General features: G+C 35.3%; 14 protein-coding genes. 9 read left to right on the top strand and 5 right to left on the bottom strand.

Features of this window, described 5'->3' with window-relative positions; translation table 11 throughout:
- From NHF50_RS10855 to NHF50_RS10845, 3 genes are all read right to left on the bottom strand, one after another.
- Window positions 1–297 carry a hypothetical protein gene (locus NHF50_RS10855; protein WP_109569682.1) on the bottom strand — a complete coding sequence of 99 codons (297 nt, stop codon included), beginning with the start codon at window positions 295–297 and terminating at the stop codon, window positions 1–3.
- A 112-nt stretch (window positions 298–409) separates the two neighbouring features.
- Window positions 410–898: a 6,7-dimethyl-8-ribityllumazine synthase gene (gene ribH / locus NHF50_RS10850; protein WP_109569681.1), complete on the bottom strand. Its 489-nt coding sequence runs from the start codon at window positions 896–898 to the stop codon at window positions 410–412.
- Window positions 899–905: 7 nt separating this feature from the next.
- A complete protein-coding gene (locus NHF50_RS10845; protein ID WP_109569680.1) occupies window positions 906–1,688 on the bottom strand; it encodes a tetratricopeptide repeat protein in 783 nt (260 codons plus the stop codon).
- 167 nt (window positions 1,689–1,855) lie between these two features.
- Between NHF50_RS10845 and recF the strand changes: the two genes are divergently transcribed.
- The 9 genes from recF to NHF50_RS10800 all read left to right on the top strand — a co-directional run bounded on the left by recF (window position 1,856) and on the right by NHF50_RS10800 (window position 10,859).
- Window positions 1,856–2,935: a DNA replication/repair protein RecF gene (recF, locus tag NHF50_RS10840; protein WP_252776397.1), complete on the top strand. Its 1,080-nt coding sequence runs from the start codon at window positions 1,856–1,858 to the stop codon at window positions 2,933–2,935.
- A gap of 44 nt (window positions 2,936–2,979) precedes the next feature.
- Window positions 2,980–3,987 (top strand): UDP-N-acetylmuramate dehydrogenase, encoded by a 1,008-nt coding sequence (murB, locus tag NHF50_RS10835; RefSeq protein ID WP_252776395.1) that lies wholly within the window; start codon window positions 2,980–2,982, stop codon window positions 3,985–3,987.
- An 82-nt stretch (window positions 3,988–4,069) separates the two neighbouring features.
- Window positions 4,070–4,276, top strand: a complete 207-nt coding sequence (locus NHF50_RS10830; protein ID WP_109569677.1) for a membrane or secreted protein — start codon at window positions 4,070–4,072, stop codon at window positions 4,274–4,276.
- Between the two features lie 15 nt (window positions 4,277–4,291).
- Window positions 4,292–5,407 (top strand): glycosyltransferase, encoded by a 1,116-nt coding sequence (locus NHF50_RS10825; protein ID WP_252776392.1) that lies wholly within the window; start codon window positions 4,292–4,294, stop codon window positions 5,405–5,407.
- Window positions 5,398–5,970, top strand: a complete 573-nt coding sequence (locus NHF50_RS10820; RefSeq protein WP_109569675.1) for an RNA polymerase sigma factor — start codon at window positions 5,398–5,400, stop codon at window positions 5,968–5,970. Before NHF50_RS10825 ends, NHF50_RS10820 begins: the two co-directional genes overlap by 10 nt.
- 63 nt (window positions 5,971–6,033) lie before the next feature.
- Window positions 6,034–6,909: a lipoyl synthase gene (gene lipA / locus NHF50_RS10815; protein ID WP_252776389.1), complete on the top strand. Its 876-nt coding sequence runs from the start codon at window positions 6,034–6,036 to the stop codon at window positions 6,907–6,909.
- Window positions 6,910–6,920: 11 nt separating this feature from the next.
- Window positions 6,921–7,574, top strand: a complete 654-nt coding sequence (locus tag NHF50_RS10810; protein ID WP_252776387.1) for a DNA alkylation repair protein — start codon at window positions 6,921–6,923, stop codon at window positions 7,572–7,574.
- A 7-nt stretch (window positions 7,575–7,581) separates the two neighbouring features.
- Entirely contained in the window at window positions 7,582–8,586 is a 1,005-nt protein-coding gene (gene gap / locus NHF50_RS10805; protein ID WP_109569672.1) for a type I glyceraldehyde-3-phosphate dehydrogenase, read from the top strand.
- 65 nt (window positions 8,587–8,651) lie between these two features.
- Complete coding sequence (locus NHF50_RS10800; protein ID WP_252776385.1) at window positions 8,652–10,859, top strand: ATP-binding protein; 2,208 nt, start codon at window positions 8,652–8,654, stop codon at window positions 10,857–10,859.
- Here the strand turns inward: NHF50_RS10800 and NHF50_RS10795 are convergent.
- Complete coding sequence (locus NHF50_RS10795) at window positions 10,843–11,658, bottom strand: purine-nucleoside phosphorylase (RefSeq protein WP_109569670.1); 816 nt, start codon at window positions 11,656–11,658, stop codon at window positions 10,843–10,845. The genes NHF50_RS10800 and NHF50_RS10795 overlap by 17 nt on opposite strands.
- Window positions 11,648–12,640: a tetraacyldisaccharide 4'-kinase gene (gene lpxK, locus NHF50_RS10790; RefSeq protein ID WP_252776383.1), complete on the bottom strand. Its 993-nt coding sequence runs from the start codon at window positions 12,638–12,640 to the stop codon at window positions 11,648–11,650. The genes NHF50_RS10795 and lpxK overlap by 11 nt, the downstream gene beginning before the upstream one ends.

Here is a 12,640-nt window from a genome sequence, read left to right as displayed (position 1 = left end):
CTATTTTTTGAAGATCGACAAATCAAAATCGATAATATACAGGAATATTAATAATAAAATCAGAACGATAATCAGAACTCTCAGATTGAAACTACGATTTCCTCTATGCCGACTATTAGCTCTCGCCTCACTCCAGTGTCCGCGTAGGTCGTTGTAACCTATTGCCTCCCGATCTTTGCGAATAACAGAATCAAAATCGTATGGATTATCGATTTTTTTCCCTTCGTAATGTCGGGGCGTATAGTTAAACTTTTTATTTTTAGGCAACTTGAACGATCCTCTTCCAAACTTAAGCATATATCGTTAATTTTTTCAAATTTAGGGATTTTTGACTGTTTTTCTCTCAATTTTTTGTTAACAAAAAATCCCGAACGAATCGGGATTATGTTCTGCTATTTATTGACAAAAACTATGCCTTTCTATTTAAATCTACCATTTTAATAGCAGCTATAGCCGCTTCTGTTCCTTTGTTCCCATGTTTTCCTCCGCTTCTGTCAATAGACTGCTGCATGTTATTATCGGTTAACACACAAAAGATCGTCGGAACATCGTATTTAACATTCAGATCTTTAATTCCCTGAGTCACCCCTTCACATACAAATTCAAAATGCATTGTTTCGCCTTTGATCACGCTACCGATAACAATCACACAATCTACATTTTGCGTTTCGATCATACGCTTCGCTCCGAAAGTGAGCTCAAAACTACCCGGAACATCCCAACGAATAATATTTTCTTCTTGTGTACCACAGTCTAACAAAGCTGTTTTCGCTCCGTCAAAAAGGCCTTCTGTAATCGTTTCATTCCATTCTGAAACAACAATCCCAAACCGAAAATCTTTCGCATTTGGGATTGTGTTTTTATCGTATTGTGATAAATTTTTATTTTCTGTTGCCATAAAAAGCTTATTCTGTCATTGCAATGTACATATCAACACTCATAGCCTCACGAGAGCTCCCGTAATTTTCTTTGATCTTAACAAATAAGCTATGCGCTTCTTCTTTCTTGTTATTCAACAATGCTAACTGAGCTGCTTTATTTAAGAATCTTGGTGCAGTAAAGTCATTATCGTTAGCATCTACCGCTTTTTTATAATAAGCAATCGCATCATCCACCTTATTCAACTCAGAATAAGCATCTCCTAATGCCCCGTAAGCTGTAGCCTGTAAAAGCACATCATCGGATTTGAATTTTAACAGATAGCTTTCTGCTTTTTGAAAATCTTTCAAATGTAAAAACGACATACCGGCATAGTAGTTCGCTAAGTTTCCTGTTTTTGTTCCGGAATACTCATCAGCTACACCAACGAACCCTAACTTTCCTTCAGCTCCGTTTAAAGCTAATGTAAATAAAGAATCGGCACTTTGTTTATTGGTCAATGCATCATTGAAATACGATTGTGCTAAATAAACATCATTTAATGCTTTATCTTCCTGAGGTTCTACCATAAATTTATTAAAGAAGAAATATCCTAAAGTCACTACAGCAATTGCTCCGACAACTCCTAAAATGATCTTTTGATTTTTAGCTACCCACTCTTCTGCTTTATTTGCAGTTTCATCCAGTGTATTAAAAACTTCCTCCGTTGTACTGTCACCAGCTTCTACAACTTCTTCAAACTCATTTTCAGCGTTCTCTACTTCTTTTGGTTTAGGTGCTTTATAACCTCTCTTATTATATGTTGCCATTTGTTTTTAATTTATGAGGTGCAAAAATATAATTTTTATTGAAACTGCCACAAAAATAAATTAATTTTCATTCATTTACTACTTTAAATAAAATATCTTTTCAACACAACTTTTGTTTATAACTGTTATTTTTGCATGAAATAACTTTTCGATCTAAATCCGTCAGCGTGTTTTTAAAACAACTTACTCTTTTAAATTACAAGAACATTAGCCAGCAAAATTTTGATTTTGATACTAAAATCAATTGTTTTGTCGGGAAAAACGGTATCGGAAAAACTAATATTTTAGATTCCATTTACCATCTTGCCTACGGAAAAAGCTATTTCAACCCTTTAGCCGTTCAGAACATTAAACACGATGAGGATTTTTTTCTTTTAGATGCTGTTTTTTTAAAAAATGACAAGGAAGAGAAAGTTTCCTGTAGCTTAAAACGCGGACAAAAGAAAGTGATTAAGCGGAATAATAAAGCTTACGAAAAAATAGCAGAACACATCGGACTGATTCCTCTGGTGATTATATCTCCGGCCGACAATGATCTCATTGCCGAAGGCAGCGATGTAAGACGAAAGTTTATTGACGGGGTGATCTCTGTATTGGATCAATCCTACCTCAACCAATTACTACAATACCAAAAGCTAATTGCCCAACGCAATGCTCTTTTAAAATATTTTGCCCTGAATCAAACTTTTGATCAAGATACATTGACTGTTTATAACGAGCAGTTAGCTCCTTTAGGCAATACTATCTTTGAAAAACGCAAACAGTTTCTTGAGAACTTTATCACCATCTTTACAAAATATTACGATCTGATCTCAGACAAAGCAGAATCAGTAGGTCTGGTTTACCAATCACAATTAAAAGAAGAATCTTTAGAAAATCTGCTACAAAACGGCATTGCTAAAGACCGTGCTGCCCAATACACTAATTTCGGGATCCATAAAGACGACCTCAGCTTTGAGATCGATGGTTATCCCATAAAAAAATTCGGGTCGCAAGGTCAGCAAAAATCATTTTTGATCGCTCTGAAATTAGCACAATTTGAATTTATCAAAGAAAAAAGCGGCGAATTACCTCTCCTTTTATTTGATGATATTTTTGACAAACTGGATGAGTTTCGCGTTACTAAAATTATCAATATGGTAAACAATGATACTTTCGGGCAAATTTTTATTTCTGACACGCATCCGGATCGAACAGAAAAGATCGTACAGCAAACCCACCAAACCTATAAAATTTTCAATTTATAAAGGTTCAATTCTTATCTTTACCTTTGCTTTTCAATCGTATTAAAATGACTATCCAAACTCACTTTTCATTAAAAGAATATAACACTTTCGGAATTAAAGCTGCTGCTAAAGAATTTATTTCCGTAACTTCAGAAAAAGAACTTAAAGAAGTACTCCGAAACAACAAAGATGTTTTTGTTTTAGGCGGCGGAAGCAATATGCTTTTAACACAAGACATTAACAAGCTTGTCGTTCATGTTAATCTTAAAGGAATTGAGATCACCGATGAAAACGAAGATTTTGTTTGGGTAAGAGCTAATGCCGGCGAAAATTGGCACGAATTTGTTTTATGGTGTATTGAACATAATTTTGGCGGCTTGGAAAACCTTTCTCTTATTCCGGGAAATGTTGGCACTACCCCCATTCAAAACATAGGCGCTTACGGAAAAGAGATCAAAGACATTCTTTTTAACTGTGAAGCTATTGCTGTTGAAACCTTGGAAAACAGAACTTTTTCTAACGAAGAATGTCGTTTTGGTTACCGCGAAAGTATTTTCAAAAACGAATTAAAAAATCAATACATTATTACTTCGGTGACTTTTAAATTGACAAAAAACAATCATGTTTTAAATACATCTTATGGAGCAATTGAAGCAGAATTGAAAAAAATGAACATTGCATATCCAACTATCAAAGATGTTAGTGATGCCGTTATTGCTATTAGAAGCAGTAAATTGCCTAACCCAAAAGAATTAGGAAACAGCGGAAGTTTTTTCAAAAACCCTATAATTGCTAAGAAACAATACGAAAAAGCGGTTGTTCAATTTCCGGATATGCCACATTATAAAGTCTCGGAAACCGAAGTTAAAGTTCCTGCCGGTTGGTTGATAGAGCAAGCCGGTTTTAAAGGTAAACGCTTTGGCGACGCCGGAATTCATAAAAACCAAGCGTTAGTTTTAGTCAACTATGGTAATGCAACCGGAAAAGAAATTTTAGAGGTTTCTCAAAATATCCAAAAAACAATCTTAGAACGATTCGGAATCGCTATTGAAGCAGAAGTGAATATCATTTAATTACAAATTATCAATTATCAATTGCGAATTATGAATTGTAAATCATTTTTCTTTCGTAAATTTGCTGTCAAATAGAATTGTCATGAAACTAGCATTACTTACTATAGGATTATTGTTATTAGGTGTAATTGGCCTTGCTATTAAAATTTGGGCTAAAAAAGACGGAAAATTTGCCGGAACTTGCGCTAGCCAAAGTCCGTTTTTGAATCAAGAAGGCGAAACCTGTAGCTTCTGCGGAAGAACTCCGGAACAATACAAAGACTGTAACGAAACTAATCATTCAGCCTAATTCCCTTAGACTTTTATGACGCTTTTGCTCAACACTTTACTCATTGGATTAGGTGTTATCACTTTCATTCAATTGATTTACTATGTTTTTATTTTCGGTAAGTTCTCATTTGCCAAACCTCAAGTACCAAGCCCTAAAAAATTACCGGTTTCGGTAATTGTTTGTGCCAAAAATGAAGCCGAGAATATTAAAAAATATATCGCACTGTTACTATCACAAAATTATCCGGCATACGAACTGGTTCTGATCGATGATGCTTCCAGCGACGAAACACGTGACCTGTTTGAGGCTATTGCTAAACAACACGATTTCGTTAAATTGGTAAAAGTAGACAATAACGAAGCTTTCTGGGGCAATAAAAAATATGCTTTAACTTTAGGCATTAAAGCCGCCAAGAACGAATACCTGCTTTTTACTGATGCCGACTGTTATCCGCAATCGCAAAATTGGATTGCTGAAATGACGGCTCATTTTTCAGCCACTAAAACTATTGTTCTGGGGTATGGCGCTTATGATAAAATCAAAAATTCGTTTCTAAATAAAATCATTCGTTTTGAAACGCTTTTAACTGCCACTCAATATTTTGCCTGGGCAAAAGCCGGCAAACCTTATATGGGTGTCGGTCGAAATTTAGCCTATAAAAAGGAAGAGTTCTTCAGAGTTCGCGGTTTCATGGATCACATGCAGGTTCGCTCGGGAGACGATGATCTGTTTATCAATCAGGCTGCTACCGGAAGTAATACAAACATTTGCTTTTCAGAAGCCGGTTTTACCTATTCAATGCCTAAGACTAGATTCAAAGAGTGGTTCAACCAAAAAAGAAGACACGTTTCTACCGCTAAATTATACAAGCCTTTTGATAAATTTCAATTAGGATTGTTCTTTATTTCCCAGTTTTTATTCCTTGTACTCGCTGTTTTACTTCTAGCATTTCAGTTTCAATGGATGATCGTAACCGGAATCATTGCCTTCCGGTATATATTTGCTTGGCTTTCATTAGGCTTTGCTGCTGGAAAATTAAAAGAAAAAGATGTGATGTATTGGTTTCCTTTCATCGAAATTTTCCTTATCTTCACTCAAATAAACGTTTTCATTACTAACATTTTTTCAAAACCGGTTCATTGGAAGTAAATTCAGAAGCCATACAACGTACCATTGAAAAAGCAAAAGCCGGAGATCAGGTTGCTTTCACTTTTTTATTAGACTTCTACTGGAATGAAGTGTATGGATTTATGCTAAAACGAACCGAGAACGAACACGATACTGAAGATATTGTCATTGAAACTTTCGCCAAAGCATTTGACAAAATATCCAATTATAATCCGGAATATGGTTTTAACACTTGGCTGATCGCTATTGCTAAAAATGTACACATTGACATGCTTCGGAAAAAGAAATCTTCTTTATTCGTTGACATGACCGATGATGAGAATAACAGTACGTTTAATGTAGCCGATGATACGCCTACTGCCGAAGACGACCTGATTACCGAACAAAATTTATCGCGGCTTCTTTACTACATTAAAACCTTAAAACCTGCTTATCAGGAAGTCATACAGCTTCGTTATTTTCAGGAAATGAGTTATCAGGAAATGGCAGATGCTCTAGACGAACCCTTGAACAATATTAAAATCAAGCTACTCCGTGCTAAGAAGCTTTTAGCTGAAACTATTACTAAAAAGAAAAAAGCTTAAACGCAATCTTAACACTTCTTTTTTGAATTCTTCTTATCTTTGCTCTTCAAACACATTATGAGTATGAATACAGAAACAGCAAGTGTTTTTCCTCCAAGAGAAGCCAAACCGAAATGGTTGCGAGTTAAATTACCTACCGGAAAAAAATATACCGAGTTAAGAGGTCTTGTTGACAAATATAAATTAAATACTATTTGTACCTCAGGAAGTTGCCCGAATATGGGAGAATGTTGGGGAGAAGGTACAGCAACTTTCATGATCTTAGGTAATATCTGTACCCGTTCCTGCGGATTTTGCGGTGTTAAAACCGGAAGACCAGAAGATGTAGACTGGGAAGAACCTGAAAAAGTAGCACGTTCCATTAAGTTAATGAACATCAAACACGCTGTTATTACCAGTGTGGATCGTGATGACCTAAAAGATATGGGATCCATTATTTGGGCTGAAACGGTTAAAGCTATACGTCGTATGAACCCTCATACCACTTTAGAAACATTAATTCCTGATTTTCAAGGAGTAGAAAAAAACATTGACCGTATCATTGCGGTTGCTCCTGAAGTTGTTTCTCATAATATGGAAACCGTACGCCGTTTAACCCGTGAAGTACGTATTCAGGCTAAATACGACAGAAGTCTGGAAGTGTTGCGCTATTTAAAAGCGCAAGGCATCAACAGAACCAAATCAGGAATCATGTTAGGTTTAGGCGAAACAGAAGAAGAAGTGATTCAAACCTTGCACGACCTGAAAGATGCTAAAGTTGATATTGTTACTATAGGACAGTATTTACAACCTAGTAAAAAACATTTGCCCGTGAAAGAATTTATCACACCGGAGCAATTTGAAAAATACGAAAAAATAGGAAAAGAATTAGGTTTCAGACATGTAGAAAGTGGTGCTTTAGTACGTTCTTCTTATCATGCTGAAAAACACATTCATTAAGATTTTTTGTTGTGGAGATAGAGCAACTAACGGCTATTTTTTATTCTCACAGCAATCCTGAGAAGCGTTTGAAAATGGAAAATTATATGAAAAATAATTTTCCGTTTTTAGGCATTCAGACACCTGTTCGCAGCAAACTGCAAAAACCTTTTTTACAGCGTTTTAAAAGCGAAAAAAAAATCAACTGGGATTGGGTTCAATCGCTTTGGGACTTAAAAGAGAGGGAATTTCAATATAGTGCTCTTGATTATTTAATCACTAAAAAAAAACACCTTACACCTGCTGATCTGAATCAGCTCAAATACCTGATTATAACAAAATCCTGGTGGGACAGTGTTGATCTGATAGCCAGTCATCTTATCGGTTTTATAGTCCGAAATTATCCGGAGGTCAAACAAGATGTTTTACAATGGTCGGCATCAGAAAACATTTGGCTTAAAAGAACCGGCATCATTTGCCAATTAAAGTTCAAACAAGAAACCGACACCCTCTTTTTAAGTCAGGCTATCACTAAAAATTTAAACAGTAACGAATTTTTCATCAACAAAGCTATCGGTTGGGCTCTTCGGGAATATTCCAAATGCAACCCGCAATGGGTTTCTGAATTCATAGAAAATCACCCCTTGAGTTCCCTTAGTAAAAAAGAAGCCGGTAAATACCTGTAAAAATATTATGTCAAAAGAAATAAAAATAGCAATAAACGGTTTCGGACGAATTGGCCGAAATCTTTTCCGTTTACTCATTAATCATCCGACAATAGAAGTTGTAGCTATTAACGATATCGCTGACAACAAAACCATGAGCCACTTACTGAAATATGATAGTATTCATGGTATTTTACCCAATACTATTAACAGTACTGACGAGGGCATTTTAGTTGATGAAAAACTCATTCACTTTTTCCATGAAAAAGAAATCAAAAATCTGGATTGGAAATCGTTAGACATAGACTTTGTAGTCGAATCAACCGGAAAATTCAAAACGCAGGAACTGGCGCTGCAACACATTGAATCCGGAGCTAAAAAAGTAATCTTATCGGCACCGCCGGAAGATGACAAAATAAAAACCATCGTCCTCGGAGTAAATGAGTATCTGATAGACGGATCAGAACTCGTGATCTCGAATGCCAGTTGTACTACTAACAACGCTGCGCCAATGATTAAGGTAATCCAAGAACTCTGCGATATTGAACAGGCATACATTACCACAGTGCATTCCTACACTACCGATCAAAGTTTACACGACCAACCTCATAAGGATTTGAGACGAGCTCGAGGAGCGGCGCAATCTATTGTTCCGACCACAACGGGAGCAGCCAAAGCTTTAACTAAAATTTTTCCGGAATTGAATGAAAAAATAGGAGGTTGCGGTATTCGCGTACCGGTACCTGACGGATCTTTAACGGATATCACTTTTAATGTCAAACGAAAAGTAAGCATCGAAGAAATAAATGAGGCATTTAAAAGAGCCTCTGAAACCAACTTAAAAGGAGTTTTAGCCTACACAGAGGATCCTATTGTGTCTGTTGACATATTAGGAAATACCCATTCGTGTTTATTTGATGCCCAATTGACCTCTGTAATTGATAGAATGGTTAAAGTCGTGGGCTGGTATGACAATGAAATCGGTTATTCGTCCCGATTAATCAATTTAATCGATTTCATGGCAAATAAATAATTTTTCATATATTTATATCCCCTCTTTACAATGGACTTTAACCTGTTTTTAAATTATCTAAAAGTTTGAGAGCAATACTATTCTTGTTACTGTTTGTCCTTTTCCCTTTTTCAGGGAAATCTCAAGCCTTATACAAAGAAGTCGCTAAAATTAATGATAGTGTAGACTACTATTTAGAGATTGCTATCTTCAATAAGGAAGATAAAAAATCATTCAACAAAGCCATTTTTTATACTGAAAAAGCAATTGATTTTGCCAAAAACAGCAATCTCCAAAGCAAACTGGGAGATTGTTACTTAGTCTTAGGTGGTATTTATTTTGAAATTCAAAAGATTGATGACGCTATTGACAATTACATCAGAAGCATTAACTCTTACGGGAAAAATGTTCCTAAATCGAATTTGGCTCTGGCTTATTACAACTTAGGAAAATGTTATATTGCTAAAAACAAACCTGAACTCTCTGACATCTATTTTAAAAAAGCCTCGCTTATCTTTCAAGAACTTAACTTCACGGATGCTATTGAACTCATCAACTTACAAAAAGCAATCCTGCTTACTGAAAAAGGTGAAAAAGAAGAAGCTTCAAAAATATTTAAAAGGATCATTATTAACTCTAACGAAAATGAAGCCCTTACTGAGACTCGAATCGAAGCTCTTTATCAGTTATCCCTGATTGAATTTGGAAATAAAAATTATAACGAAAGTATTAATCTGCTTAACAAGGCACTCACTTTAAATTCAAATGGACCTAAGAACCTCAACCTGCAAAAAAAAGTTCTGAAACAAATCAGTGATACCTATAAAGCAAATACTGATTATGAAAAATCATATAAATATCTTGCTCTATATGCTACTATAACAGACTCTATAGGAAACTTTTACAGCAATTATGTCAACGAAAATGCTTACGATAAAATTCAGTTTGAAAAACAGTTAAAAACAATTGAATTACTGGATAAAGAAAAAAAGAGTCAACAAAAAACATTGCGCTTTTCTAAGTTAATCAGTATTTTGAGTATTGCTTTGATTTCAATTCTATCCCTTTTAAGCTTGTCGTTATACAAGAACAATAAGATCAGAATAAGTACAAACAAACTTCTAAAAGAAAAGAATAAAGAACTAATTAAAGAAAAAGAAAAGGTAGAAAAAGCCTCCAAAGCCCGTGCTGAGTTCATGGCTACAGTGAGTCACGAATTGAGAACACCTTTGAATGCCATCAACGGAATCACTTATTTATTGCTTCAGGAAAAACCGAGAGCCAATCAGTTAAATTATCTGAAATCTTTAGAATTTTCCGGAAACTACCTCTTAAACTTCATCAACGACATCTTAGAAATTAACCGTCTGGAATCTGATAAGATACTCGTTGAAAAAATAAGTTTCAATATTCACGAACTAACTACTAATATCAGAAATTCATTTAACGAATTTATACATGAGAATAAAGTAAACTGTCATCTGGATATTGACGATTCTATTCATCATTATTTGATCGGGGATCCGACTAAACTCTCTCAGGTGATTATCAATTTGATGAATAATGCCATTAAATTTACCAAAAACGGAGATGTATGGTTTACGGTAAAAAAACTGAATGAAAGTAATACGAATATCAAATTATATTTTGAGGTACGTGACAACGGTATTGGTATCCCAAAAGACAAACAAGAAACTATTTTTGACAGTTTTAGTCAGGGATCCGTTGAAATTAACCGAACATATGGTGGTACCGGCTTAGGATTATCTATCGTAAAGAAAATCTTAGAACTTTTAGGTACTGAAGTAAAGTTGGAAAGCGACACAGACAAAGGTACCTCTTTCCGCTTTGTAGTTGATTTTGAAAAAGGTAAAGAATTATCCGAACAGAAAATATTTCATGCTAATACTGAAAATCAATGTTTTAAAGACAAGTCAGTTCTTTTAGTAGAGGACAACAAGATCAATCAGATGATCACATTAAAAATGCTTGAGAAAAAAGAAGTAAAATGCACGATCATAGACAATGGTGAAGAAGCCATAGAACATTTGAAAGATCATCATTATGACTTAGTTCTAATGGATGTACATTTGCCGGGCATTAACGGTACAGAAGCTACTGCTGCCATTCGTGAATTTGACACTGATACTCCGATTATTGCCCTAACGGCAATTTCCCTTAACGAAAACAGAGAAATGCTATTATCTTACGGAATGAATGATGTGATTACCAAACCATTCATTCCTGATAATTTTTATGCCGTTATTTCAGAATATCTTAATATTCCAAAATAAAATTCCGGATCAGATCTCTTACATGAGGTTCGGCTTTTTGAGCAGCTAAGAGTACTTCTTCATGATTTACCTCATTGATATTAGCCTCATCTCCCATATCTGTAATAACAGAAACGCCGAAACAATCCATGTCCATATGGCGTGCTACAATAACTTCGGGAACTGTAGACATTCCTACACAGTCTGCTCCTATTGCTTTTACCATGCGATATTCTGCCAGCGTTTCAAATGTTGGCCCCTGTAGTGCTAAATACACTCCTGTTTTTAATTCAAAATTCAGATTTTGTGCTATTTCAGTTGCCTTAGCCATCATTTTTCGGCAATAAGGTTCGCTCATGTTCAAAAATCTCGGTCCGAAACGTTCGTCATTCTTCCCTCTTAACGGATGATCCGGCATCATATTGATATGATCTTTGATCATCATAACATCTCCGACTTTAAAACCGGGGTTGACACCTCCTGAAGCATTGGAAACAATAACCTTGTTAATTCCTAAGAATTTCATTACCCGCACCGGAAAAGTTACCTCTTTCATCGTATATCCTTCATAATAGTGAAAGCGTCCTTGCATTGCCATTACTTTCTTAGTACCTATAGTTCCGAAAAGTAAGGCTCCTTTATGTCCTTCTACTGTTGACACCGGAAAATGCGGTATATCTTTATACTCAATTGTATATTCAATTGTTATATCATCAGCAAACCCTCCTAAGCCTGATCCTAAAATAATTCCATATTCCGGTTCAAAACCATGGGTTTTATCTTTTAAAAAAGCTATGCTTTCCTGTACTTTATCCCACATAATTAAGTATTAATTTATTTAATTCATCTTGGTTCTCAATGATCTCAACTGTTATGGGTAAATACCCTATTGATTGTTCTTGAATTTTTCCTTTTAACCTCATATAATCTTTCTCCGTGGTCACAATTCTTCTTCCCTTTGCCGTCTTCAGTATGTTTTCTATATCCTTGTCCGTAAAATCATGGTGATCCGGAAACAACATAACCTCATCCTTTTCTCCTTTTAAGAATTTTACAAATCCGGTCGGATTGGCTATGCCGGCAACGATCAATTTACTTTCGATCAAATGCTGTACTTCTACTTTTTCTTTCCAGCCCCATAAAAAATCATCATATTTTATCCGGCTAAAGAATATCGGTACAGCAACATTTAATTCCTTCTTGATATTTTGCATTGCAATTTCAGAAATATCATCGGGACATTTAGTGACAATTATCACGTTTGCTCTCCTTTTCCCGATTGAAGGCTCACGAAGATCTCCGAAGGGTAAAATATAATCCCGTGTAAACAAATGATTGTAATCCGTTAATAAAATATAAAATCCGGCTTGCACTCTGCGATGCTGAAAAGCATCATCCAGTAAAATCACTTCCGGATGTATTAATTCCTGTAATTTCTCAATACCATTTCTGCGATCCGCATCTACTGCAACAGCAACTTCTTTAAATTTAGAATAGAATTGAAAAGGCTCATCACCAATAGTCGCAGCATTAGCTCTTTCATCTGCTAAAATAAAACCTTTCGTTTTACGTCCATACCCTCTGCTTAAAGTCGCTACTTTCTTATTTTGTAATAAGCGGACTAAATATTCTATATGAGGTGTTTTTCCGGTTCCTCCCACACTTAAATTTCCTACAGCTATAACCGGCAAAGAAAATGTATAGCTCTTAAACCACCCTAAATCATAGAACAGATTTCGGCAATAAGTCACCATCCAATATACAAATCCTAACGGAAAGAGTAATTTTCGTAATAAATTCAT

The organism is Flavobacterium sp. NRK F10 (assembly GCF_024054235.1).
In the GTDB taxonomy this organism is placed as follows: domain Bacteria; phylum Bacteroidota; class Bacteroidia; order Flavobacteriales; family Flavobacteriaceae; genus Flavobacterium; species Flavobacterium sediminis.
The sequence above is the reverse complement of the archived record's forward strand: the minus strand, read 5'-3'. Positions and strand labels throughout refer to the sequence as shown.

What these genes read in the sequence shown, in the direction of transcription:
- NHF50_RS10795 (WP_109569670.1), bottom strand. Translation starts at nt 11,658, where the DNA reads ATGTGGGATAAAGTACAGGAAAGCATAGCTTTTTTAAAAGATAAAACC.
- NHF50_RS10825 (WP_252776392.1), top strand. Translation starts at nt 4,292, where the DNA reads ATGACGCTTTTGCTCAACACTTTACTCATTGGATTAGGTGTTATCACT.
- ribH (WP_109569681.1), bottom strand. Translation starts at nt 898, where the DNA reads ATGGCAACAGAAAATAAAAATTTATCACAATACGATAAAAACACAATC.
- NHF50_RS10830 (WP_109569677.1), top strand. Translation starts at nt 4,070, where the DNA reads ATGAAACTAGCATTACTTACTATAGGATTATTGTTATTAGGTGTAATT.
- NHF50_RS10855 (WP_109569682.1), bottom strand. Translation starts at nt 297, where the DNA reads ATGCTTAAGTTTGGAAGAGGATCGTTCAAGTTGCCTAAAAATAAAAAG.
- lpxK (WP_252776383.1), bottom strand. Translation starts at nt 12,640, where the DNA reads ATGAATTTATTACGAAAATTACTCTTTCCGTTAGGATTTGTATATTGG.
- lipA (WP_252776389.1), top strand. Translation starts at nt 6,034, where the DNA reads ATGAATACAGAAACAGCAAGTGTTTTTCCTCCAAGAGAAGCCAAACCG.
- gap (WP_109569672.1), top strand. Translation starts at nt 7,582, where the DNA reads ATGTCAAAAGAAATAAAAATAGCAATAAACGGTTTCGGACGAATTGGC.
- murB (WP_252776395.1), top strand. Translation starts at nt 2,980, where the DNA reads ATGACTATCCAAACTCACTTTTCATTAAAAGAATATAACACTTTCGGA.
- NHF50_RS10845 (WP_109569680.1), bottom strand. Translation starts at nt 1,688, where the DNA reads ATGGCAACATATAATAAGAGAGGTTATAAAGCACCTAAACCAAAAGAA.